The sequence below is a fragment of the Myxococcus sp. NMCA1 genome (assembly GCF_026810205.1).
Classification (GTDB): domain Bacteria; phylum Myxococcota; class Myxococcia; order Myxococcales; family Myxococcaceae; genus Myxococcus; species Myxococcus xanthus_A.
Genome location: NZ_CP113950.1, coordinates 4,525,818 through 4,548,022, shown reverse-complemented (window position 1 = coordinate 4,548,022; position 22,205 = coordinate 4,525,818). Strand labels below are relative to the sequence as shown.

Below are 22,205 nucleotides of genomic sequence, written 5' to 3'. Positions count from 1 at the left end.
ATCCTGACCTTCATGGCACGTGGAGCCCGTCGAGGCCGCGACCTCCGGCGCTCCCGCGACCACAGACCGCCGGCGGCGCCTCACGCATGACCACGGCCACCGTCGTGCCGGACATGAAGGTCGCGACGGCGACGGCGAGAATCGCCGACTCGAAACCGAAGCGGTCCGCGATGAGGCCCGCCAGCAAGGCCCCCAGGGCGTATCCCAGGTCACGCCAGAAGCGGTAGACGCTCAGCGAACGCGCGCGCCACGCGGGCTGGGAGGCGTCGGAGACCGCTGCGATCAAGCTCGGATAGACCAGGGCGGTGCCAATCCCCAGCAGGACGCTCCCGGCGAACCACCAGACATACCGTCCGCCCCACGCCGTCAGGGCGAGCCCCGCGGCCTGCACCCACATGCCGGCGACAATCAGCCCCTTGCGGCCCCACCGATCGCTCAGGGGGCCTGTCACAACCTGAAGCCCGCCCCACACCACCGGATAGACGGCCTTGAGGATGCCAATCCGCTCGATGCCGAGCCCCAGCGACGTGAAGAACAGAGGGAAGATTCCCCAGCTCATCCCGTCATTGAGGTTGTTCACCAACCCCGCCTGCGAGGCTGCGAACAGGTTGCGGTCCCGGAACGTCGTGCGCGCGAAGACTTCACGGAAGCCCAAGGACGCCTCCACGGGGCTCGCGGCCCTGGCCTCCGCATGAACATGCCCGCCCGTATCCCGCACCAGCAGGATGGACAGGGCGGTCCCGATGACGGCGTAGGCAACGCCGACGTAGAGCGGAACGGGACGCAGTCCGTAATGGCTCGCGAGCACGCCGGTGAGAAAAGCCGTGGCCCCCACCGCGAGGTACCCGGCGAACTCGTTGAGGCCCACCGCCAGCCCGCGTCCCTTCGGGCCGACGAGGTCGATCTTCATGACGACCGCCATCGACCAGGTGAACCCCTGGCTCAACCCCAGCAAGACGTTGGCGGCAATCACCCACCCCCAGTCCGGCGCGGCCATGAGCATGAAGGGCACCGGCAGGCCGACGAGCCAGCCCGCCACGAGGACCCGCTTGCGCCCCCAGGAATCCGCCAACTGCCCCGACACAAGGTTCGCGAACGCCTTGACCACACCAAAGCTGACGATGAACGAGGTGATGAGCGTGGTGGACGCGATGTGGAACACCTCGGAGCCCATCAGCGGGACGACGGTGCGCTCGATGCCCACCATGCCGCCGACAAAGGCATTGGTGAGCATGAGCAGGGAGAACTGCTTCCAGTTCTCCCTCAGTCCCAGGCGGACGTCCGGCGCCGAGCGGCGCGCTGCGGTCTGGCCCGCCACGTCACGCCGGAAGATCATGACTGTGCGGCCTCGCTTTCGACGCGCCAGCCGCGGGCACGCCAGTCGATGACGCCTTGCTCCATGCGCCGTGCATTGAAGCCCCGCTTGCGGAGCAGTTCGACCGCCTCCACCGCCATGATGCAGTAGGGGCCACGGCAATAGGCGACGACCTCGCGACCCTTCGGCAACTCGTCGAGCCGCGCCTTGAGTTCGCTGACGGGGATGGAAATCGCACCGGGGATGTGGCCCGCCCGATACTCCTCCACCGGGCGGACGTCGAGCACGGTGACGTCTCCGGCCCTCACCCGCCGGACGAGCTCCGGCCCCTCGACGGGTTCCATCGCGCCCCGCCGCGTGAAGTACTCACGGGTGACCTGCTCGACCTCGGCCAGACGCGCCTCCGCGAGCCCGCGCAGCGACAGGAAGAACCGCCAGACGTCATCGTCCGCGAGGCGATACTCGACATAGAGGCCGCGCTTCTCCGCATCGACGAGCCGCGCGGCGCGAAGGACCTGGAGATGTTGGGACGCGTTAGCGACCGAGAGGCCCGCCTGCCCCGCGAGCGACTCCACCGTCCGCGGCCCCTGGCTGAGCAGATCCAGAAGCTCCAGCCGCTTCGGCGCCGATACGGCCTTACCGAGCCGGGCGAACTGTTCGTAGATGGCGTCCTTGAAGCGTCGATGGGGTGTCGTCACGAATGAAACTATTCAATAGAACACTTGAATACTCAAGCCACGGGGACGTGGTACCTTCGGGGACGCTCGCACGCCTCGAGGTCTCAGCCCCTGATGCGCACCCCCACCGCCTTGCGCCTGCTTCTGCTCGGCCTGTCGTCGCTGACCTGGGCATGCAAGAGCGAGCCCCCACCGGCCTATGTCCGGCTCCAGGGGACCGCGCCCACCGTCGCGGACGTGCCGCCCTCCCGCGCCTTGCTCATCGTGTTCTGGGCGTCGTGGTGTCCGCCCTGCCGGCAGGAGACACCCCAGCTCGTCGCCCTGGCCAAAGCGCCCCCCGAGGACCTCCAGGTTGTCGTCTTCAGCCATGACGAGACGCCCCAGGCGGTGGAGTCGTTCTTCAAGGGGCCTCCACCCGCGCCGCTCCACCTGCGCCTCGACGTGGACAAACGAGCCGGTGACGCGTTCGGCGTGAACCTGCTTCCCGTCAGCGTCCTCCTGGTCGACGGCCGCCAGGTCGCCCGCTTCTCGGGCCCGCGGGAATGGGATTCCAGCGCGATGCGTCGTCTGCTGGAGCGCCTGATACGCGAGCCCCCACCCTCAGCGCCTCGCCCGCTGGATTGACACCACCAAGCCCCATTTAATAAGCCGGTCCTGGATGCAGTCCCTTCTGCGACTTCTCGCCGTGCTCCTCGTCCTGATGACGGGCGGCGTCTTCCAGACGCTGGCCCTGGCGTCGTACGTGCACGACGAATGCGCGGAAGAGGCATCCGACGAATGCGAGGACTGCTCGCCCAACTGCGTGCTGTGCGTGTGCTGCCCACTGAGAGCCGCCCCCGCTCCCGCGTCGCCCCACGCGCGTCTCGTCCCGCCGCCCCGGCCGCTACCCATCCCCTCGCGCGTGGATGAGCCCACGCTCTCCAGCGTGGGGACCGACATCTTCCAGCCGCCCAGAGCCTGACACCGCCCTTCACGGGAGACGTGTGTCTTGCGAGGGCCGTGGCCGGACGTGCGCGCACGTCCTCCCGCACCGCCCAGGCCCTGTCCGACCTTCCCGCGCACCTTCGCGCGGGCCACCACCGCCGTGGGCACGCGCCCCGGCAGGAGCGCCTCATCATGCACTCGCTGCGTACGCTGTCCGTCGTCCTGTCCCTGTTCGCCGCTCCTGTCCTGGCCGACGAGAGCAAACCCGCCCAGCAGCCCCAGGCGGCCGGGTCCGAGAAGCCGCGCTGCGAGCACGGCGTCCAGAAGAGCCTCTGCGCCCGCTGCAACCCGAAGCTGGCCCCCGTCTTCAAGGCCAAGGGTGACTGGTGCCCCGAGCACGCGCGGCCCGAATCCCAGTGCGTCCTCTGCAACCCGGAACTCTCCAAGAAGGGCGTGAAGTAGATGCGTGCCTCCCGAGTCGGCCCCAGCGTCCTGGCGGTGCTGCTGGCACTGAGCGCCGCCAGTTGCAGCCAACCAGCGAGTCCCCCTGCGGCGAAGGCGCCTTCACCGGCTCCAGCCGCCTCGGGAGGCACGTCCACCCCGTCCGAGCCCGCACTCTGTGAGCACCGCGTCCCCGCGGAGCTGTGCACCCGGTGCACCCCCGACCTCATCGACGTCTTCAAGGACCAGGACGACTGGTGCGGTGAGCACGGCGTGCCCGAATCCCAGTGCTTCCAATGCAACCCGGGCCTCACGTTCACCGCGCGGGACACCGCCCCCAAGGATTGGTGCAAGGAGCACGCGGTCCCCGAGTCCCGCTGCACCAAATGCAACCCGTCGCTGGTCGCGAAATTCATCGAGGCCGGTGACTACTGCCGGGAGCACGGCTTCCCGGAGTCCGTCTGCCCGTACTGCCACCCGGAGTTGGTGAAGGCCGCGGGCGCCCAGCCCCCCACCTTCCCCGAACCGGGCACGCGCGTCCGCCTCGCGTCCGCCGAGACGGTCCGCGAGGCCGGCATCCAGACACGTCGCGCGGTGAAGCGGCCCTTTGCCCGGACCCTGGACGTCGTCGGGCAGCTCGACTTCAACCAGAACCGGCTGGCGCAGCTGTCCGCCCGCAGCGAGGCGCTGATAACGGACGTCCGCGTGGACGTCGGCGACGAGGTGAAGGCGGGCCAGCCACTGGTGCTGGTCACCTCCGGGGCCGTGGGCGCGGACCAGGGACGGCTGTCGGCGGCACAGACGCGGCTGACGGTGGCGCGCTCGGCGCTCGAGCGCGAGCAGCGGCTGGCCTCGAGCGGAATCAGCGCACGAAAAGACGTCGAGACCGCCCAGGCGGAGGTCGCGGCGGCCGAGGCCGAGCGCAATGCCGCCCGCGCGGCGCTCTCCGCCGCGGGCGCCAACGGCCAGGGCCCGCAGGGGACCTATGCCTTGTCGGCGCCCTTCGCGGGGACGGTGGTGGCGCGAGACGCCGTCGCCGGACGCCATGCATCCGCTGGACAGCCGCTCATCCAGGTGGCGGACCTGAGCACCATGTGGGCCCTGCTGGAGATTCCGGAGGCGGACGCGGCCCAGGTTCGCGCGGGACAGCGCGTCACCCTCACGTTCGAAAGCATGCCCGGCCAGACGTGTGACGCCACGCTCACCCGCGTGGGCGCGTCGGTGGACCGGGCCTCCCGCACGGTGCGCGCCCGGGTCGAACTGCCCAACCCCGACGGCGCCCTCAAGGCCGGGCTCTTCCTCAGGGCCCGGGTGCAGGTCGCCCCGGAACATGAGGCGGTGCTGGTTCCCCACGCGGCCATCCAGCGCGCGGAAGGCCAGACGCTGGTCTTCGTGCGCAAGCAGCCGGGGCTCTACGAGCCCGTCGCGGTGGAGCTGGGCGCCAGCACGCGCGAGGAGGTGGAAATCGTCAAGGGCCTGTCGGCGGGGGTGGAGGTCGTCACCACCGGCGCCTTCCTGCTCAAGACGGAGATTCTCAAGGACTCCATCGGCGCGGGCTGCTGCGAGACGGCGGGAGGCGAGTAGCCGCCATGCTCACCCGGCTCATCGAATGGTCGTTGTCCCACCGCTGGGCCGTCCTCCTGGGAACGGGGGCCCTCATCGTTTCGGGCCTGCTCGCCTTCCGGGCGCTGCCCATCGACGCCATCCCGGACACGACGCCCACGCAGGTGCAGGTCAACACCGTCGCACCGGCGCTCACGCCCAACGAAGTGGAGCGCCAGCTCACCGTCCCCGTGGAGCAGGCGCTCGCGGGCCTGCCTCGCGTCAGCGAGCTGCGCTCCATCTCCAAGTTCGGCCTCTCCCAGGTCACCCTCCAGTTCGAAGACGGAACCGACCTGTGGTTCGCGCGGCAGCAGGTGTCCGAACGGCTGAGCCGGGTGCAGCTGCCAGCGGGCATCGCGCCCCCGACGCTCGGGCCCGTCGCCACCGGCCTGGGCGAGGTCTTCCACTATCTCGTCAAGAGCCGGACGAAGAGCCTCGAGGAGCTGCGCACCCTGCACGACTGGGTCATCGCGCCCCAACTGCGCAGCGTGCCGGGCGTGGCGGAGGTGAATGCCTGGGGCGGCGAGGAGAAGCAGTGGCACGTCATCGTCGACCCCCGCCGCCTGCAGCAGTTCAACCTCTCCCTCGGCGACATCTACCGGGCGCTGGAGGAGAACAACGCCAACGTCGGGGGCGGGGTGCTCGAGCGGGGCGGCACGGCGACGCTCGTGCTCGGGGTGGGAGTGCTCGCGGACGGCAACGCCATCGAGGACGTGGTCATCGCGGCGCACCACGGCGTCCCTGTCCGAATCCGGGACGTGGCGCGCGTCGAGGTGGGCCATGAAATCCGGCGTGGCGCCACCACCGCGGATGGCGAGGGCGAGGCCGTGCTGGGCCTGGGCTTCATGCTGGTAGGCGAGAACTCCCACACGGTGACGAAGGCGCTCGCCCAGCGGCTGGCGGACATCCAGCGGACGCTTCCCGAGGACGTCCGCCTGGAGCCCGTCTACGAGCGCACCGAGCTGGTGGACCACGTGCTGCGCACCGTCCGGACCAACCTGCTGGAAGGCGCGTTGCTCGTCATCGCGGTGCTCTTCATCTTCCTGGGCAACTGGCGCGCCGGCCTCATCGTGGCGGCGGCCATTCCGCTGTCGCTCCTGTTCGCCTTCAACGCGATGCTGCGCTTCGGCATCGCCGGCACGCTCATGTCGCTGGGCGCCATCGACTTCGGGCTCGTCGTCGACTCCTCCGTCATCATGGTGGAGAACGCGGAGCGGCGACTCTCCGAGGCCCGGGACGGACGCTCCCTGATGGAAGTGGTGCGGGATGCCGCCATCGAGGTCCGCAAGCCCACGCTCTTCGGCGAGCTCATCATCATGGTGGTCTACCTGCCCATCCTCGCCCTCGAAGGCGTGGAGGGGAAGTTGTTCCGCCCCATGGCGCTCACCGTCATCTTCGCGCTCCTGGGCAGTGCGCTGCTCTCCATGACGCTGATGCCGGTGCTGGCCTCCTTCGCGCTGAAGCGAGGCGGTGGCCCTCACCATGAGCCACGGCTGATGCGCTGGCTCCAGCGAATCTACAGGCCCGTCCTCGAATGGGCGCTGGCCCACGCGCGTGTCACCCTGACCGCCGCCGCGCTCCTCATCGTGGGTGCCACCCTCGCCGCCACGCGCCTCGGCAGCGAGTTCGTCCCCCGCCTGTCCGAAGGCACGCTCGTCATCAACACCGTGCGTCTGGCGGAGGTCTCCCTCTCCGAATCCATCCGCTATGGCAGCCAGATAGAGCGGGTGCTGCTGTCCCGGTTCCCAGACGAGGTGCGACGCGTCTGGACCCGGACCGGCACCGCGGAGGTGGCCACGGACCCCATGGGCGTCGAGCTGTCCGACGTCTTCATCACCCTCAAGCCCCGAGCGCAGTGGAAGCGGGCCACCACCCAGGAGGAGCTGGTGAACGAGATGAAGGCCGAACTGGCGGACCTCCCAGGCATGCGCATGGCCTTCCTCCAGCCCATTGAAATGCGCGTCAACGAAATGATCGCGGGCGTGCGAAGCGACGTCGGCATCAAGCTCTTCGGGGATGACCTCGACGTGCTCAAGGCCAAGGCCCGCGAGTTGGAGACGCTGGTGAAGGCCATTCCCGGTGCCGCCGACGTCACCGTGGAGCAGGTGACGGGCCAGCCCGTGCTGGAAATCAGGGTGGACCGGGCCGCGGTGGCCCGTTACGGGATTCCCGCCCGCTCCGTCCTCGACGTCGTGGAAGCAGTGGGCACGCGCATCGTCGGCGAGGTGCGCGAAGGCGAGCGGCGCTTCGACCTGGCCGTGCGCCTCTCCGAGGAGTACCGCGAGGAGCCCACGCGGCTCGCCACCATCCCCGTGGCCGCGCCCGGCGGCGAGCGCGTTCCGCTGGGACGGCTGACGACCATGAAGGAGACGTCCGGCCCCACCACCATCCAGCGCGAGTGGGGCAAGCGGCGGCTGGTGGTCCAGGCCAACGTGCGAGACCGCGACCTCGGCGGCTTCGTCGCGGAGGTCCGCCGCACGCTCGACGAGAAGCTGGAGCTGCCCGCGGGCTACTACGTCCGCTACGGCGGTCAGTTCGAACACCTCGAGCGCGCACAGACGCGCCTGCTCATCGTGGTGCCGGTCGCGCTGGCACTCATCTTCCTGCTGCTCTACCTCACCTATCAGCGCGTCCTGGACGCCGTGCGCATCTTCGCGGGCGTCCCCTTCGCGCTCGTGGGCGGCGTGCTCGCGCTGCTGCTGCGGGGCCTGCCCTTCTCCATCTCCGCCGCCGTGGGCTTCATCGCCCTGTCCGGCGTATCGGTCCTGGGGGACATGGTGCTCGTCTCACGGGTCCGCGCCCTTCTGGAGCAAGGCCAGGCCCTGAGCGAAGCCATCCGCCAGGCAGCCGTGTCCCGGCTGCGGCCCGTGCTGATGACCGCCGCGGTGGCCGCCATCGGCTTTGTGCCCATGGCGCTCAACACCGGCGTCGGCGCGGAGGTCCAGCGGCCCCTGGCCACGGTCGTCATTGGAGGCGTCCTGTCGTCCACCCTGCTCACCCTCGTGGTGCTCCCAGTCCTCTACTCGGTCTTCAGGAGGACTCCGTGATGCGCGTCCTGCCCCTCCTGCTTCTCTTCGTTCCGACGCCGGCCCTCTCGGCTCGCCCCCTGACGATGGAGCAATCCGTCACGCTCGCGCTCGAACACAGTCCTCGCCTCATCGAAGGCCGCGCCGAAGCCGCGTCCGCGCAGGCGCGGTGGGAGGGCGCGGACCTCCCGCTTCAAAGCAATCCGCAGCTCCAGGCCGCCGTGGGTCCGCGACTGCGCGATGAGGCAGACACGCTTGAACTCAACGTGGGCATCAGCCAGCAGCTCGAAATCTTCGGACAGCGACGCGCGCGCAAGGACGCCGCGCGCGCCGCCACGGAGGCCAGCCGGTTCCGACTGGAATCCCTCCAGGTGGAGCTGGCCGCGGACGTGCGTCAGGCCTTCGGCCGGGCGCTGGCGTCCGAACAAGCGCTGCGGCTGAGCGAAGACGCGCTGGGGCTCGCGGAGGAAGGGCGCAAGGTCGCGAAGGAGCGGCTCGAGGCAGGCGCCGCTTCCCACATCGAGATGAACATCGCGACGGTGGAGCGAGGCCGGGCCCTGCAGGAGAAGGTCCGCGCCACCCGGCTGCGGCACCAGGCCCTGGCGGAGCTGAAGCTCCTGCTGGGCATGGACCCCAACGAAGACATCACCCTGGAGCACGCGCTCCGGACAGAGGTGACGCCCCAGCCCGCGCTCTCGGTGCTCGTCGAGCGAGCCTCCGGTCAGCGCCAGGATGTGAAAGCCGCCCGGGCCGAACGGGAAGCGGCCCGGGCCGAGCTCCGGTTCGCCAGCCGCGACGCCCTGCCCCGCCCCAGCGTGGGTCTGGCCTACGGCCGGGAGGAGAACGACACCATCATCCAAGGGACGCTCATCATCGACCTGCCCGTCTTCAACCGAAACCAGGCCGAGCGAGGCGCGAGCGTCGCGAGGGAACGGAGGGCCCAGCAGCGGCTCGCCGCCACCGAACGCTTCGTCCGCGCCGAGGTCGAACTCGCGCTCAGTCGGTACCAGTCCGCCCAGGCGGCCGCGGAGCTGTTCGACGCCGAGGTGCTCGCCGCGCTCCAGGAGAACCTGAACCTCGTCACCGAGGCCTACCGTGCCGGCAAGGTGGACTCCCTGCAACTGCTCATCATCCGGCGCGAGGCCTTGGATGGGCGCCGTGGCTACATCGAAGCACTCGAAGAGCTGAACACCGCCCACGCCCAGTTCTTGAAAGTCATGGGGACCCTGCGCTGAGCGCTTCGCCTCGGCGGCCGTCCGCCGGCGGCAGGCCATGGCCTGTTTTCCGGACTCGCTTTACCCTGAGGGCATGTGCCGGAACATCAAGCCCCTGTTCAACTTCGCGCCTCCCGCCACCGATGCCGACATCCGCGCGGCGGCGCTTCAATTCGTCCGGAAGATTGCTGGGACGCGGACGCCGTCGAAGCAGAACACCGACGCCTTCGAGGTCGCCGTCGAGGAAATCTTCCAGAGTTCGAAGCGCATGCTCGACGGGCTGGTGGCCACCACGCCGCCCAAGGACAGGGCCCGCTTCGAGGCCATGAAGCGCCTGCGCTACAAGAAGGCGGAGTCCCGCTGACGGAGGTGACTCGCCGTCCCCCGGGGCCGTGCTTACCCTTCCGCGCAGCAGCCTCCTGAAGACGGGGTGGATGTGACGCGGAAGGCCGGAATCACGAAGCCACGGCAGCGGATGTCAGCGGGGAAACGCTCCGACACGGCCCTGCTCATCATCGACGTCATCAACGACCTGGACTTCCCTGGCGGGGAGAATGTCCTCCCGTGGGCCCTGCGCATGGTGGAACGGCTGGGCCCCTTCGCGGCGAGGATGCGGCGGGCCGGCGTCCCTGTCATCTACGTCAACGACAACTTCGGGTACTGGCGTAGCAACTTCCGCGACACCTACGACCACTGCACCCGCAAAGGGAGCCGGGGCCGGAACGTCGCTCGGGCCCTCAAGCCGCAGCCGGATGACTACTTCATCCTCAAGCCCAAGCACTCGGCCTTCTTCGCCACCTCCCTGGTGCCATTGCTGGAGCACCTGGGCACCCGGAAGCTCATCCTCGCGGGGCTGGCCACCAACCTGTGCATCTTCTTCAGCGCCCATGACGCGCACATGCACGAATACCAGCTCACGGTGCTGAGCGACTGCTGCGCGGCGGAGAGCGACAACGACCATGACCTGGCGCTCTCCCAGCTCCAGCGCTTCCTCCATGTGCGCGTCTGCCGGAGCGATGAGGTGCACCTGAGCGCGAAGCGGCGCCGCGTCTCAGCGAAGCGCCCTCAAGCCACGAAACACACGTCACCGAAGAAGGCCGCTCAGTCCGCGTCGTAGCGGTCGAAGAACCTCACCGCTGCTCCGGCGGCGCCATCAGACGTTGTAGGCGCGGACGACCTGGGAGACGCGCTCGGAGAGCATCTTCAGGGACATGGCGGAGTCACTCGTCGTAGAGATGCGGGACACGGTGTCCGTCATCAGGGTGTTCAGCTCGTTGACCGCGGTGAAGATCTGCTCGATGCCCGTGGCCTGCTGGCTGACCGTCCGCGCGATCTGCCGCGCCGCCGCGGTGCTGTCCTCGACGATGGCGGTGAGCTGCTTCAGCGTCTCGCCGGACGTGCGGACCTGCGTCAGCCCCGCCTCCATGCGCTCGGTGCCTTCGACGGTGATTTCCACCGTGCCGATGATGGCCTGATTGATGTCCTGGAGGATGCGCCGAACCTGGTTGGTGGCCCGGATGGACTGGTCCGCCAGCGCGCGAATCTCCTTCGCCACCACGACGAAGCCCTTGCCGTGCTCCCCGGACCGCGCCGCTTCGATGGCGGCGTTGACGGCCAGCAGGTGGGACTGGTCCGCCAGGTCCTTCACCGTCTCGGTGATGCCGCTGATCTGCTTGGTCCGCTCGCCCAGGGCGGTGATGCGCGCGGCGATCTCCGCCACCTGATTGCGCACCTCCTCCATGCCGTCGATGCTCGCCGAGACGGCCTCTTCTCCGGTGCGGCTCAGCTGCTCGGCGCGCTCGGCCACCTGGATGACGGACTCCGCGGAGCCCGACGCCAGCATCGCCGTCTGGCGAATCTCCTGCGCCGTCACCTGCGTCTCTTGCAGCGCGGCCGCGTGGCGCGTCACCATCTCATTCTGCTGGTCCGCCGACTCCGTCAGCCCCGACACCGAGTCGCTGAGCAGCTCCGTGGAGGACTGGAGCTGATGCAGCAGCTCCTTCAGCTTGCCCACCAGCATGCCCACGGCCCGCGCGAGCTGCCCCACCTCGTCATCCGAGTCGATGCGAATGGTCTGCCGCAGGTCGCCGCGCTCGGCGATATGACGGACCGCCGCGGAGAGCTGGATCAGGGGTGACACGATGGCGCGGCTGACCAGGAAGGCCGCCGCGGTGAAGACGAGCAGCGCGACCAGCGCGGTGATGCCCACGTTCGCCAGCGCCCCCTCCACGAGCCCACGCGCATGGGTGCGGTCGAAGCCCACGTGGACCCTGCCGGCGTCACCTGGAACCGGCGCCACCAGGTCCTGTAGCTCCGTGTCCCCATCCCGCAGGACGAGCCCTCCCTCGGAGGACTTCAACTGCTCGCGGGCATCCCGCAGCATCTGGGCCTTCTCACCGGCCACGCCCACCAACGTCCCACCCGCGTCGAACGCGGCGACGTAGGCCGCCCCACCATGCCGAGCCACGGCCTCCAGCGTCTGCTGGACCTCGTCGTGCGCGCTCCGCTTCATGCCGTCCGCCACCGCGGCGGCGAGCACCGTCGGCAGCGCGCCGCTCAGCTCCCGCCCCTGCGCCTCGAAGGCCTCCTGGAGCCGAGGCACGGTGTAGCCCTGGGAGAGAAGGACGAACAGGAGCGCCACGACGATGGGCGCCAGGGTGATTTTATGGGTGAGTGAGAGTCGCATCCGGCCGTGCCCGATCCGGGCTCAAAACGGGGAATGATGCTCCATCTGACAATCCAGACGCGTCGCATTGTGGGCGCCAGCGTGCGGGGGTGCAATCCCTCGGGAACCCCTTACGTCGCAGACGCGGGCGACTGCTTTCCCAGTGCAAATTCACGCCGGGCATGGACTTCGCCTGTCACAGGTCGGCGTTGAATCCAGATACTGACGCAGCTCCCCTGGCCGTCAGAATGTGGCCCCGAACCGCAAGAGGTCCAGGTTCAGGTCCACGACGAACTTGTCCTTCCAGCCACGCGCCTGCTCGCGGGCAAAGAGCCACCCGGGGTCGACTCGCTCGCGCTGCTGGTTCCAGCTATAGCCCACGCCAACGCCGATCACCGGGGCCAGGAAAGAACGCGAGCGGCGGGACGTCTTCCGGTACCCCACGTCGAACCCGAGGGAGACCTGTCCGCCCGTCTCCATCCTCGTGCCCTCCGCCGTCACTGGGGTTTCCGTCCCACGCACGGTCTGATGCGTCACCATGCCACTCAGCTTGGGCTGGATGAAGAAGCCATCGCCGCGCTCGCCCGGCCAGGGCGTCCACGCCAGGCCCACCGTGGCCCGGAGGGCTTGCAGGGTGCCGCAACGGGGCATGGCGTCTCCGTGGAAATTGGTGCACCTCTTGCGCGCCAGCATGGGTCGGAGTTCGAAGACTCCGTCCGTTGTATCCGTCAAGGGCACGTTCATGCCCACCGGCAGCGCGACATTGAGGCCCACGCCCAGGATTGGCCCCACCAGCAGCAGGCTCCAATCCATGAAGGAGGCCGTCCAGATGGCCAGCCCGGCGCGCTCCGCGCGAGGGGCCTGCGGCACCGACGAGGCCTCCACGCCTTGCGCCTTCCCGACGCCTGCGCACAGGAGCACCGCTACGAGGACCGTTCGAGTCATGCCCGGCCGCACTGCACGTCCCATACCCAACGACAGACATCTCAGTGCATCGTCTGTAGAACTTGTATTCCGGCCGAAGAATGACAGAGCGGTCATACGCGACCACCGGATGACCAGGACGTGGTTGTCAGGGTGCCAACTGACGCTTGGTGACGTCAGGGCCTCGGCGAGGCATCAGTGCGCATCGCCAGCGACCGCCGCCGTCTGGACCGTGCTCCACCAGGCCGTGTCCGCCCGCTCCCGCGTCGGCTCCACGGGGCGGCCCAGGACAGGCGTGAGCAGACTCACGCCCCGCTCGCGTGCCTCGACCGCCAGCTCGTTTGCCGGAGCATCCCAGGCGTGCAGCGCCAGATTGAACGTCCCCCAGTGGATGGGCAGCAAGGTGCGCCCCCGCACCATCTCATGCGCCTTCAGCGCCTGCCGGGGCCCCAGGTGGATGCTTCCCCAGGATGGATGGAAGGCGCCCACCTCGAACATGGTGACGTCGAAGGGACCGAAGCGGCGGCCCACCTCCGCGAACTCCTCCGTCAGCCCCGTGTCCCCGCTGAAGAAAACCCGATGCCGCGAGCCCAGCAGCGTCCACGACGTCCAGGACGTGCTGTTGCGGTCCGTCAGGCCTCGGCCGGAGAAGTGCTGCGCGGGCGTGGCCACCATGCGCAGGCGTCCCTCCCCCTCCCCCAACGACACCTCCTGCCACCAGTCCAACTCCACCACGCGCTCCGCCGGAACGCCCCACTTCTCCAGGTGCGCCCCCACGCCCAGCGGCGCGTAGAACTTCACCTGACGCGGCACCATCGCCCGGATGGTGGGCATGTCCAGGTGGTCATAGTGGTCATGCGACAGCAGCACCGCGTCCACGTCCGGCAGCGCGTCCAGCGGAAGCGGAGGCGGATGAAACCGCTTGGGCCCAGCAATGGTGGACGGCGACGCGCGCTCGCCCCAGATGGGGTCTGTGAGGATGCGGAAGCCGTCAATCTCCACCAGCAGCGTGGAGTGGCCAAGCCACGTCACGCGCAGGCCGCTCTCCGGCTGCTTCGCCAGCGCCGCGGCCACGTCCCGTTCCATGGGCAGCGCGGACGGCGGTGTACGCTGCTGGGTGCCGAAGAGCATCTCCTTCAACGTGCCCCAGTCCGGTCCATTCTGCGGCAGCCTGGCACCGGCGGTGTTGATGAAGATGCCGTCCTGGTAGCGCGACGATGCCTTCATCCGCTCCAGGCGCGCCCCATCCGCACGCGCCCCGAAAGACTGGAGGCCGTCCGTCGTCGTCCACGTGAGGAGGGCACCCACGACCGCGCCCAGCCCCATCACGCCCAGGGCATACCGCCACAGGCCCCGCCGCTTCGGACGACCTCCACCCAGGAACGCATCGCGCATGACCCCCACGTGTAGCGCTGCCTTCAAGGCAGCGCCTGGGAAATCAGCACCGAAGGGCCACCTACCGGCCGCTGGTGACCTTCAAGCCCACGATGGAGGTGAGCAGCAGCACCAGGAAGAAGATGCGCGCGGGCGTGGCCGGCTCATTGAAGAGCACGATGCCCATGATGGCCGCGCCCACTGCGCCAATGCCGACCCACACACCATAGGCCGTGCCAATGGGCAGGTTCTTCGTGGCGATCCCCAAGAGCACCATGCTGGCGACGATGGCGGCGCCCGTGAGGACGCTTGGTACCAGCTTGGTGAAGCCCTCGGTGTACTTGAGACCGATGGCCCAACCGACCTCGAGCAACCCCGCGATGATGAGTAGAATCCAGGACATGACGTACGACTCCCGTTGTCGCGTCGTCTTGTCCTGACCGGGTACGGCGCGCCTCGTCCGGGCCAGACACCCTCACGATGAGGCCGCTGGCGTCCCCCTCTATAAAGCCACGCGATTCCCGTTTCAACCCGGCCGGACAATGCCACCGCACCAAGTGGGGCCCGGCGGTGGGACACAGGCACGCTGGGGAGGGCTCGCGGAGATGCCTTGCCGGCTCGCCTTGAACCGGCCTGTCCGCGGCCCCAGCTTCCTGGCGGAACAACCCCGTCTGTTGGAGGCGCTCGAAATGAAACGAATCCAGGCACTGGTCGTCGCGGGCGCGTTGTGCGGAGGCACGGCGCTGGCCAAGAACGAGTCCGACATGCGCGGGCTCACCGTCACCGTGGGCGGCGGCGTGGAGGGCTACAGCGGTGGGCTGGCCCCCCGAATCGATCCGGGCGCGGCGTACGGCGCCACGGCCACGCTCAAACCGTCCACCGTGCTGGGCATCGAGCTGGGCTACACCGGAGCCATCAACAAGCTCGACCGGCGCGGCCTGGAGGACCTGGCACGAAACCCGGACATCGTCCGCAACGGAGGTCAGGCCGTGGCCACCATCGGCCTGACGGCGAGCCCCGTGCAGCCGTACCTCCTCGGCGGCCTCGGCATGAACTGGTACAACGTCCGCCGCGGCGCGGAAGCGCTGGGCTACCGCGACGACACCGCCGGCGCCGTGCCGCTGGGCGCGGGGCTGCGCTTCTACACCGGCTCCTTCACCGCGGACCTGCGGGCCAACTACAACCTCCTCTTCAACCAGGAGCTCGTCCCCACGCTGCCGCCCGCGGAGAACCAGCCCCTGACAGATGTCACGTTCGCGGGAGGCTCCAGCTACAACGCCACGCTGAACGTCGGCGCCACGTTCTGAGCGCATCGGCAGGACCGGGCCCGGAGCCCTCCGGGCCCGCGTCACCTCAAGCCATCGTGGATGAACTTGAGGACGGAGATGAACTGCCGGTCCATCACCAGCAACATGAGCAGTGGCGCCAGCGCCGCCCCCACCACGGCCAGCAGGGCCATCTTGTCCCAGAGCAACAGGCGCATCCTCCGCGACAGGGTGAAGGCCGTGCCGATGTCCGCCAGCGAGGACATCTCCGGCGCGCCCAGCAGCTCCGACTCCGGTCCGCCCCGGAACCACTTGTGTTCGAACTGCCGCGAGTGCTTGGACGCGACCTTCGAGAAGTCCTCGTCACCGATCCGCTTCGCTCGCACGAGCTGAGGCACGAAGAAGCTCATCGGCGCGAACACCAGCACCACCGCTCCGGCCGCGATGACCACCAGCGGAATCACGTAGGCCGTGGGGTTGGCCGACAGGTCCTTGGGCTCCACCCGGGACGTGTATGCCGCCACCACCACGGCCAGGGAGAACACCACGGGCGAAAAGCTGGCCTGGCAGATGGGCAGGAACCCGAGCCCGCCCATCATGTCCGGATGTGTCGGAACCAGGGTCAACGGCAGACGTGACACCCGCAGCAGGAAGGCGCTCCACACGACGCCACGCCAGATCCACCGGAGCGCCAGGAAACGGAACAGGGGTTGGCTCACGGCGAGGTTCCACCACCCCGCCATGGAGAACCCGTCGCCGCTGAGGGTCCACGTCCGGGTGGGGTCAGCCGGGGTAATGAACGTGAGTGCGTACGCCAGGATGAGCAGCAGCGCCTCCGCGATATAGCTGTCCCGCCACCGCATGGCGCGCCGGGCATCCGCTTCGAACGTCTGGAGGCCGTCCGTCGCCACCAGGTTCGAATTGAGGAACTGGCGGACCGCGAAAGCCAGGCGGCCGTCGATGTAGGGCTCCGCGGCGAGGAGCGCGGGCAGCGCCACCAGCAACTGCGCATGAACCTGGAGTTCCTTGAACAGGGAGCCCACGGTCGGCCCGCCCGAAGGCAGCGTGAAGAGCAGCAGAGGCAACCAGCCGATCGCCGAGAAGGCCAGCGCCCGCAACACGGGGTCATAACGCTTGCGCGGACCGCGCCGGAGCCGGCGCTCGGTCTCGAAGAGCAGCCCGCCCTTCACCAGGGAGAATTCGGCAATCGTCGAGTGCGGGTCCATGAGGCGCCGTCTCCACGGTGGGGATGCGTCCAGGAACCCACAAGCGGCCCCCGGCCGGGCGCCAGGGACGACCGGCAGGAGCAGGCGCGGACACGAGGCCTACCCCCGAGGGCCGGATTGTTCCGTGCCGCGCGGCCCCCACGTTTGCTGCCGGGGCACGGCGCGCCCCTCCGTTCTCGCAGGGAAGGAGGCACGCACATGAGCATCGACGTCATCGACGAAGTCGCGGCCCAGGGCGGCCGGCCCCTCGAGGACGGCGCGGGACAGGAAGCCCGCTCGCTGCCGGGCATGGTCTACATCCCCGGTGGGACGTTCTGGATGGGCTCGGACCACCACTATCCGGAGGAGCGGCCGACGCACCAGGTGACGGTGACGGACTTCTGGATGGACAGCCAGCTGGTGACGAACGCGGACTTCGCGCGCTTCGTGGATGCCACCGGCTACGTCACCGTGGCCGAGCGCCCCTTGAACCCCGACGACTTTCCCGGCGCGAATCCAGCGCTGCTCGTCCCGGGCTCGCTCGTCTTCAAGAAGACGCTCGCTCGCGTGGACCTGCGTGACCTGACGCAGTGGTGGCTCTACACGGCGGGCGCCTGCTGGAAGCACCCCGAAGGCCCGGACAGCACTTGGCAGGGACGCGAGCAGTACCCGGTGGTGCACGTCTGCTTCGAGGACGCGCTCGCCTATGCACACTGGGCGGGCAAGGCGCTGCCCACCGAGGCGGAATGGGAGTACGCCGCGCGCGGGGGCCTGGAGCGGAAGGTCTACGTCTGGGGCGACGAGTTCGCGCCGGGTGGCAAGCTGATGGCCAACACCTGGCAGGGCGAGTTCCCCTGGCAGAACCTGAACACGGACGGCTTCGAGGGCACGTCCCCGGTGGGCAACTTCCCACCGAACGCCTACGGCCTCTTCGACATGGCCGGCAACGTGTGGGAGTGGACCTCGGACTGGTACCAGGAGCGGCACGAGGGCAACGGCGGAAAGCCCTGCTGCATCCCCGTCAATCCGCGGGGACCGGCCACATCGGATCGCAGCCTGGACCCGTGCCTGCCGAAGGTGAAGATTCCCCGCCGCGTCCTCAAGGGTGGCAGCCACCTGTGCGCGCCGAACTACTGCCTGCGGTACCGCCCGGCGGCGCGCTCACCCCAGGCAGTGGACAGCGGCACGTCGCACATCGGGTTCCGCTGCGTCGTCCGCCCCTGAGCCGCCTACAGCTCCAGGACAATCTTCCCGAAGCTGGCATTGGACTCCATGCGCCGGTGCGCGTCCGCCACGCGCTCCAGCGGAAACGTGGAGTCGATGATGGGATGCACCCGCCCCGCTTCCAGCTCCGGCAACCACCGCTCGCGGAAGCGGCGCGTGACGGCCACCTTCTCTTCCAAGGGCAGCGGGCGCAGCGACATGCCGCGAAGCTGGAGCCGGCGCAGGATGGCCTGCCGCACGTCCAGCGCGCCCTCCATCCCCTCCAACACGCCCAGCAGGAGCAGGCAGCCGCCGAACTTCAACACGGACAGGTTCCGCGCCAGGGCCGCGCCGCCCACGAAGTCCGCCACCATGTCCACCCCCGCACCTCCCGTGAGGACGGACAACTCCCGCGCGAAGTCCTGCTCGGTGCGCAGCACGCCCGCCTCACCGCCCAGGGCCAGGCAGCGGCGGCGCTTCTCCTCGGTGCTCACCGTGAAGAACACCCGCGCGCCCACCGCGCGGGCCACCTGGATGCACGCGGTGCCAACGCCACTGCCTCCCGCGTGGATGAGCACCGACTGGCCCGCGCGCAGGCCGCCCTGCTCCAGCAAGGCTTCGTGCGCGGTGAAGAAGGCCTCTGGTGTCGCCGCCGCCTCCACGAAGCTCCAGTGGGCCGGCATGGGGATGGCCATCCCCGCTTCCATGAGGCATGCCTCCGCGTAGCCTCCACCATCCACCAGACCGAAGACTCGCTGGCCGGCTTCGAAGTCACGCACCTCAGCGCCGCACGCCTCCACCTCGCCCGCGACCTCCACGCCAATCAGCGGGCTGGTCACACCTGGTGGCAGCGGATAGGCCCCGCTGCGCTGGAGGATGTCGCCGCGGTTCAGAGCGGACGCGCGCACCCGGACGCGGAGCTGACGCGGGCCTGGCGCTGGACGCGGCAGCTCGCACAGCCGGAAGACCTCCGGACCGCCGGGCCGGTCCTGCGTCACCGCGCGCATCCCCGCTTCAGTAGTTCGCATCCACGTCCACACTGTGCTTCTTGAGCGGCACCAGGAACGAGCGCTCGAACGTCATGAACACGGTGCCGTCCGCCTTCACGCCTTTCGTCTCCACGGAGACGATGCCCTGCGTTCCACGGGAGCGGGACATGCGCTTGGCCAGCACGCGGCTCTCCGCGTAGATGGTGTCTCCCACGAAGACGGGCGCCGTCAGCCGGACCTTGTCCCAGCCGAGGTTCGCCACGCCCTTCGCGCTGGTGCTGTTGAGGCTCATGCCGCCGACGATGGCCAGCGTCACCAGGCTGGACATCAGCGGCTTCTTCCACTCCGTCTTGCTGGCATACACCGCGTCGATGTGCAGCGGATGCGTGTTGAGGCACAGCAGGGACTGCCACATGTTGTCCACGTCGGTGAGGGTGCGCCCCGGCCGGTGCTCGAACACGTCTCCCACTTCGAAGTCGTCGAAGTAGAGGCCGTGCGTCTCGCGGTAGCGCTGCTTGCCCACCTTCTTGTGGGCGGTGACCATCTTCTTCATGTGTCTCCTGTCCTGGCGCCCTGCCGCCGGGGCGTAGACTCCAGTTCCTCCATCCGGTGCTCGTTGGCCAGGACCCGCCGCGCCGCCGCCACCAGCGGAGGCCCCACCATGGCGTTGCCCAGGCGCCGGATGCCGCCCTTCCCATCCTCCGCCTGCGCCACCACGCGGCGCGCATGGTCCACCGAGCGCGCGCACGGACGCAGGGCCCGGTGGACGGCGGCCACCTGGGCCGGGTGGATGACAATCTTCCCGACGAACCCCAGCGCCCGGGCGCGGCGCGTCTCCTCTTCCACCGCGTCCAGGTCCGCCAGGTCGAAGCACGGTGAGTCGATGGCGGACAGCCCCGCCGTCCCCGCCGCCATGGCGATTCGCGAGCGCGCGTACAGCATGGGTTCCCACGTCAGCGGGATTCCAAGCTGCGCGGACAGGTCGGCCGATCCGAACACGAGCCCCTGGAGCCGCGGCGTGGCGGTCGCGATGTCATCCACCGAGGCCACACCCCGAGACGTCTCGATGATGGCCAGCAGCGCCACGTCCGGCAGCCGGGGACTCAGCAGCGCGTCGAGTTGTTGCAGCTCGGCGGGTGACTCCACCTTGGGAAGCAGGACGATGTCGGGCCGGGCCCCCGTGTCCAGCAGGGCGAGCACGTCCCGGAGCCCGTCCTCCGTGCGAAGGCTGTTGATTCGCAACGCCATGGGGCCCGAACGGCGGCCTCGCGCCAGGTGCTCGGTGGCCAGGCGGCGCGCCTCGGACTTGAAGGCCCAGGGCACGCCGTCCTCCAGGTCCAGCAACCCCACATCCGCGCCCACCTCGGCCGCCTTGTCGAAGCGCGTTGGCTCCAGGGCGGGCGTCACCAGCATGGACCTGCAAGCAACGGACAACGGCATGACGCCACCTCCACTCACTCAGGCTGTGGGTGCGGAAATCTCCCGCACGGCGTCGCACAAGCGCTGCACGTCCGCCTGCGACAGGTTGGACCGCAACATGATGCGCAGGCCCGCGCGTCCCTTCGGAACGATGGGGAAGAACACCGCCGACGAATAGAACCCGCGCTCCAGCAGCCGCCGCGAGCGCTCCACCGCGACTTCTTCCGGGCCCACGTCGATGACCTTGATGGGGAAGTCCTCGCCCGCGGTCCGCGTTGGTATGCGCTCGTCGAAGAACCGGATGTTGGCGCGCAGGGCCTGCTGCCGCTTCGCCAGCTCCGGCGTGCCGTGGATGCGCGCGGAGGCCATGCTGGCGCCAATGGCCGGAATGGACAGGCTCTGCGACCAGCCCAGCGGCCCGGCGAAGCGGCCCACCAGGTCCGCGTGCTGACTCGGCCCGAGCATGACAGCGCCACCCGCGGTGCCGAAGCCCTTCCCCAGTGACGCGATGATGATGGTGCGCGGGTTCAGCTCGCTTCCCGCCAGCGTCCGCACGAAGCCTTCCCCCGCCTCGCCATAGACGGAGAGCGCATGGGAGTCATCGAAGTACAGGAACAGGCCGTAGCGGTCCTGGAGCGCGAGCAACTCCTTCACCACCGCCGCGCCGCCCATTGAATAGAAGCCGTCCGCGACGTAGGCCACGCGCGCATGTTTGCGACAGGCGTCCTCGACGAACTCGAGGTCGTTGTGCGGCGACGTCAGCACCTCCGTCTCGTCCGCGCAGATGGGCTTGATGAGGTTCATCGAGAAGTGCGCGGACTTGTCGAACACCACGACGGGCCGCGGGCCCTCCGGCAGCAGGTGCCCGGAAGCGATGAGCGGCAACAAGCCCGCGCTGGCGTAGCTCGCCGTGGTGGTGACGATGACCTTCGAGCGCCAGAGCGTGGACAGCCGCGCTTCGAGCTCGTCCAGGATGGCCAGCCGGATGCGCAGCCGGGAGATGGCCATGTCCATGGTCCGCTCGCGCTGGAGCACGTCGATGGCGCCCTGAAGCACCTCGGGCTCGGCGTCCAGGCCCAGGTAGGAACACGAACACATGTTGATGAACTCGCGGCCGTCCGGCAGCGCGAGCGTGCCGTGCCCGGTGTTGTGGACCGCCAGGTCCAACAGCCCCGCCTCCTTCGCCGCCTGGAAGGACGGGTTGCCGTGGAGAATCATCGACTCGCTGTTGCGGTACCGGTTCTTCCCTTCCATCGACGCCTCCTTCAAGAGCGCGCGCCGACCATGTTCTGACTATTCACGCCTTGCTGGGAAGACCTGCCCTTGAATTGCTCACGAGCCATCGTTCGCGCGCACAACCGCAGTGGAAACTTGGAGTCAGAGCCCAGGTGCCGGTTTGACCCGCCCATGTCAGACGGGGTTGCTACGCGCGCATCAGAAGTCCGCTGAGCCCGCTTGGTATGTAGCCGGGCATGCGTGCGCCGCGGCAGACGCCAGGTCTCGCCCCCAAGGCGTTGTCAGCTCGGCACGTCAGCCGAGGCGACTTCTTCTCAGACACAGGGGGAATCGCCGCCTCGTCTTCGAGCTGGCCACCGGCGGCTTCGTGGAGCGAACCGATGACGCGCTCTTCCTCGGCCCTCCAGGCCCCGGCAAGAGTCACATCGCCCAGTCCCTCGGCCGCGCCTTCATCCAGTCCCAGGGCCACCGCTGCCGAGGACCTGCTCGAGCTCATCATGCGCCGCTGCGAGAAGGCCGCCACCCTCATCACCTCCAACCGGCCCGTGGAGGACTGGGGGAAGCTCCTGGGCGACAACGCCGCCGTGGCCGCCATGCTCGACCGTCTGCTGCACCATGCCCACGTCTTCCGATTCGGTCCCCGCTGCTGGCACACCAAGGACACCAAGGGGGCCATGGAGGTGCGGACCTCTGAGTCCGCGGGGTAGGAGTCCTCCTGTCTCGGTC

The 22,205-nt window shown here is 69.0% G+C and carries 21 protein-coding genes, 1 pseudogene and 1 riboswitch; of the genes and pseudogenes, 11 read left to right on the top strand and 11 right to left on the bottom strand.

What is annotated here, in order from left to right; translation table 11 throughout:
• Positions 1 to 10: 10 nt before the first annotated feature.
• Both OZ403_RS19090 and OZ403_RS19085 read right to left on the bottom strand, forming a co-directional pair.
• Positions 11 to 1,336: an MFS transporter gene (locus OZ403_RS19090; protein ID WP_268784790.1), complete on the bottom strand. Its 1,326-nt coding sequence runs from the start codon at positions 1,334 to 1,336 to the stop codon at positions 11 to 13.
• Positions 1,333 to 2,013: an ArsR/SmtB family transcription factor gene (locus OZ403_RS19085; RefSeq protein ID WP_268784789.1), complete on the bottom strand. Its 681-nt coding sequence runs from the start codon at positions 2,011 to 2,013 to the stop codon at positions 1,333 to 1,335. The genes OZ403_RS19090 and OZ403_RS19085 overlap by 4 nt, the downstream gene beginning before the upstream one ends.
• A gap of 93 nt (positions 2,014 to 2,106) precedes the next feature.
• Between OZ403_RS19085 and OZ403_RS19080 the strand changes: the two genes are divergently transcribed.
• The 8 genes from OZ403_RS19080 (at position 2,107) to OZ403_RS19045 (ending at position 10,316) form a co-directional block, all read left to right on the top strand.
• Positions 2,107 to 2,616, top strand: coding sequence for a TlpA family protein disulfide reductase (locus tag OZ403_RS19080; RefSeq protein WP_140854945.1), 510 nt, complete (start codon positions 2,107 to 2,109; stop codon positions 2,614 to 2,616).
• A 34-nt stretch (positions 2,617 to 2,650) separates the two neighbouring features.
• A complete protein-coding gene (locus OZ403_RS19075; protein ID WP_268784788.1) occupies positions 2,651 to 2,953 on the top strand; it encodes a hypothetical protein in 303 nt (100 codons plus the stop codon).
• Between the two features lie 155 nt (positions 2,954 to 3,108).
• Positions 3,109 to 3,378: a hypothetical protein gene (locus OZ403_RS19070; protein ID WP_140791740.1), complete on the top strand. Its 270-nt coding sequence runs from the start codon at positions 3,109 to 3,111 to the stop codon at positions 3,376 to 3,378.
• Entirely contained in the window at positions 3,379 to 4,941 is a 1,563-nt protein-coding gene (locus OZ403_RS19065) for an efflux RND transporter periplasmic adaptor subunit (RefSeq protein ID WP_268784787.1), read from the top strand.
• Positions 4,942 to 4,946: 5 nt separating this feature from the next.
• Entirely contained in the window at positions 4,947 to 8,006 is a 3,060-nt protein-coding gene (locus OZ403_RS19060) for an efflux RND transporter permease subunit (RefSeq protein WP_268784786.1), read from the top strand.
• Positions 8,006 to 9,220 (top strand): TolC family protein, encoded by a 1,215-nt coding sequence (locus OZ403_RS19055; RefSeq protein ID WP_268784785.1) that lies wholly within the window; start codon positions 8,006 to 8,008, stop codon positions 9,218 to 9,220. Before OZ403_RS19060 ends, OZ403_RS19055 begins: the two co-directional genes overlap by 1 nt.
• A 73-nt stretch (positions 9,221 to 9,293) precedes the next feature.
• Positions 9,294 to 9,563: a DUF2277 domain-containing protein gene (locus OZ403_RS19050; RefSeq protein WP_026114134.1), complete on the top strand. Its 270-nt coding sequence runs from the start codon at positions 9,294 to 9,296 to the stop codon at positions 9,561 to 9,563.
• Positions 9,564 to 9,674: 111 nt separating this feature from the next.
• Entirely contained in the window at positions 9,675 to 10,316 is a 642-nt protein-coding gene (locus OZ403_RS19045; RefSeq protein WP_268784784.1) for a cysteine hydrolase family protein, read from the top strand.
• 36 nt (positions 10,317 to 10,352) lie between these two features.
• On the opposite strand, the gene OZ403_RS19040 is transcribed toward OZ403_RS19045, so the two are convergent.
• The 4 genes from OZ403_RS19040 to sugE form a co-directional block, all read right to left on the bottom strand.
• Positions 10,353 to 11,885 (bottom strand): methyl-accepting chemotaxis protein, encoded by a 1,533-nt coding sequence (locus tag OZ403_RS19040; RefSeq protein ID WP_140791730.1) that lies wholly within the window; start codon positions 11,883 to 11,885, stop codon positions 10,353 to 10,355.
• A 222-nt stretch (positions 11,886 to 12,107) separates the two neighbouring features.
• Positions 12,108 to 12,809: a hypothetical protein gene (locus tag OZ403_RS19035; protein WP_268784783.1), complete on the bottom strand. Its 702-nt coding sequence runs from the start codon at positions 12,807 to 12,809 to the stop codon at positions 12,108 to 12,110.
• A gap of 174 nt (positions 12,810 to 12,983) precedes the next feature.
• Positions 12,984 to 14,183: an MBL fold metallo-hydrolase gene (locus OZ403_RS19030; RefSeq protein WP_268784782.1), complete on the bottom strand. Its 1,200-nt coding sequence runs from the start codon at positions 14,181 to 14,183 to the stop codon at positions 12,984 to 12,986.
• 61 nt (positions 14,184 to 14,244) lie between these two features.
• The gene (sugE, locus tag OZ403_RS19025) at positions 14,245 to 14,565 is read right to left on the bottom strand and encodes a quaternary ammonium compound efflux SMR transporter SugE (protein WP_140791726.1); all 321 of its coding nucleotides are present in this window, start codon (positions 14,563 to 14,565) and stop codon (positions 14,245 to 14,247) included.
• A 17-nt stretch (positions 14,566 to 14,582) separates the two neighbouring features.
• Positions 14,583 to 14,646: riboswitch (guanidine-III (ykkC-III) riboswitch) on the bottom strand.
• 205 nt (positions 14,647 to 14,851) lie between these two features.
• Here sugE and OZ403_RS19020 point away from each other — a divergent pair.
• A complete protein-coding gene (locus tag OZ403_RS19020; RefSeq protein ID WP_237078384.1) occupies positions 14,852 to 15,469 on the top strand; it encodes a hypothetical protein in 618 nt (205 codons plus the stop codon).
• A 41-nt stretch (positions 15,470 to 15,510) separates the two neighbouring features.
• Here OZ403_RS19020 and OZ403_RS19015 read toward each other — a convergent pair whose 3' ends face one another.
• Complete coding sequence (locus OZ403_RS19015; protein ID WP_140791722.1) at positions 15,511 to 16,653, bottom strand: hypothetical protein; 1,143 nt, start codon at positions 16,651 to 16,653, stop codon at positions 15,511 to 15,513.
• 198 nt (positions 16,654 to 16,851) lie between these two features.
• Between OZ403_RS19015 and OZ403_RS19010 the strand changes: the two genes are divergently transcribed.
• Complete coding sequence (locus OZ403_RS19010; protein ID WP_140791720.1) at positions 16,852 to 17,856, top strand: formylglycine-generating enzyme family protein; 1,005 nt, start codon at positions 16,852 to 16,854, stop codon at positions 17,854 to 17,856.
• 5 nt (positions 17,857 to 17,861) lie between these two features.
• Here OZ403_RS19010 and OZ403_RS19005 read toward each other — a convergent pair whose 3' ends face one another.
• The 4 genes from OZ403_RS19005 to OZ403_RS18990 are packed head-to-tail and all read right to left on the bottom strand — an operon-like array spanning position 17,862 to position 21,497.
• On the bottom strand, positions 17,862 to 18,863 hold the full coding sequence (locus tag OZ403_RS19005; RefSeq protein ID WP_237080421.1) for an NAD(P)H-quinone oxidoreductase: 1,002 nt from the start codon (positions 18,861 to 18,863) through the stop codon (positions 17,862 to 17,864).
• Positions 18,850 to 19,377 (bottom strand): MaoC/PaaZ C-terminal domain-containing protein, encoded by a 528-nt coding sequence (locus OZ403_RS19000; protein WP_140791717.1) that lies wholly within the window; start codon positions 19,375 to 19,377, stop codon positions 18,850 to 18,852. Before OZ403_RS19000 ends, OZ403_RS19005 begins: the two co-directional genes overlap by 14 nt.
• Positions 19,374 to 20,264, bottom strand: a complete 891-nt coding sequence (locus tag OZ403_RS18995; RefSeq protein ID WP_268784781.1) for an HpcH/HpaI aldolase/citrate lyase family protein — start codon at positions 20,262 to 20,264, stop codon at positions 19,374 to 19,376. The genes OZ403_RS19000 and OZ403_RS18995 overlap by 4 nt, the downstream gene beginning before the upstream one ends.
• Before the next feature lie 18 nt (positions 20,265 to 20,282).
• The gene (locus OZ403_RS18990) at positions 20,283 to 21,497 is read right to left on the bottom strand and encodes an aminotransferase class I/II-fold pyridoxal phosphate-dependent enzyme (RefSeq protein ID WP_140791715.1); all 1,215 of its coding nucleotides are present in this window, start codon (positions 21,495 to 21,497) and stop codon (positions 20,283 to 20,285) included.
• A gap of 109 nt (positions 21,498 to 21,606) precedes the next feature.
• On the opposite strand from OZ403_RS18990, the pseudogene OZ403_RS39760 reads away from it, so the two are divergent.
• Positions 21,607 to 22,186: pseudogene (locus OZ403_RS39760) on the top strand (ATP-binding protein).
• Positions 22,187 to 22,205: the final 19 nt, after the last annotated feature.

Coding starts and splice junctions, on each gene's coding strand:
- OZ403_RS18995 (WP_268784781.1), bottom strand. CDS start 20,264: ATGCCGTTGTCCGTTGCTTGCAGGTCCATGCTGGTGACGCCCGCCCTG.
- OZ403_RS19000 (WP_140791717.1), bottom strand. CDS start 19,377: ATGAAGAAGATGGTCACCGCCCACAAGAAGGTGGGCAAGCAGCGCTAC.
- sugE (WP_140791726.1), bottom strand. CDS start 14,565: ATGTCCTGGATTCTACTCATCATCGCGGGGTTGCTCGAGGTCGGTTGG.
- OZ403_RS19070 (WP_140791740.1), top strand. CDS start 3,109: ATGCACTCGCTGCGTACGCTGTCCGTCGTCCTGTCCCTGTTCGCCGCT.
- OZ403_RS19050 (WP_026114134.1), top strand. CDS start 9,294: ATGTGCCGGAACATCAAGCCCCTGTTCAACTTCGCGCCTCCCGCCACC.
- OZ403_RS19035 (WP_268784783.1), bottom strand. CDS start 12,809: ATGACTCGAACGGTCCTCGTAGCGGTGCTCCTGTGCGCAGGCGTCGGG.
- OZ403_RS19015 (WP_140791722.1), bottom strand. CDS start 16,653: ATGGACCCGCACTCGACGATTGCCGAATTCTCCCTGGTGAAGGGCGGG.
- OZ403_RS19080 (WP_140854945.1), top strand. CDS start 2,107: ATGCGCACCCCCACCGCCTTGCGCCTGCTTCTGCTCGGCCTGTCGTCG.
- OZ403_RS19075 (WP_268784788.1), top strand. CDS start 2,651: ATGCAGTCCCTTCTGCGACTTCTCGCCGTGCTCCTCGTCCTGATGACG.
- OZ403_RS19060 (WP_268784786.1), top strand. CDS start 4,947: ATGCTCACCCGGCTCATCGAATGGTCGTTGTCCCACCGCTGGGCCGTC.
- OZ403_RS19005 (WP_237080421.1), bottom strand. CDS start 18,863: ATGCGAACTACTGAAGCGGGGATGCGCGCGGTGACGCAGGACCGGCCC.
- OZ403_RS19090 (WP_268784790.1), bottom strand. CDS start 1,336: ATGATCTTCCGGCGTGACGTGGCGGGCCAGACCGCAGCGCGCCGCTCG.
- OZ403_RS19020 (WP_237078384.1), top strand. CDS start 14,852: ATGAAACGAATCCAGGCACTGGTCGTCGCGGGCGCGTTGTGCGGAGGC.
- OZ403_RS19010 (WP_140791720.1), top strand. CDS start 16,852: ATGAGCATCGACGTCATCGACGAAGTCGCGGCCCAGGGCGGCCGGCCC.
- OZ403_RS19055 (WP_268784785.1), top strand. CDS start 8,006: ATGCGCGTCCTGCCCCTCCTGCTTCTCTTCGTTCCGACGCCGGCCCTC.
- OZ403_RS18990 (WP_140791715.1), bottom strand. CDS start 21,497: ATGGAAGGGAAGAACCGGTACCGCAACAGCGAGTCGATGATTCTCCAC.
- OZ403_RS19030 (WP_268784782.1), bottom strand. CDS start 14,183: ATGCGCGATGCGTTCCTGGGTGGAGGTCGTCCGAAGCGGCGGGGCCTG.
- OZ403_RS19045 (WP_268784784.1), top strand. CDS start 9,675: ATGTCAGCGGGGAAACGCTCCGACACGGCCCTGCTCATCATCGACGTC.
- OZ403_RS19065 (WP_268784787.1), top strand. CDS start 3,379: ATGCGTGCCTCCCGAGTCGGCCCCAGCGTCCTGGCGGTGCTGCTGGCA.
- OZ403_RS19040 (WP_140791730.1), bottom strand. CDS start 11,885: ATGCGACTCTCACTCACCCATAAAATCACCCTGGCGCCCATCGTCGTG.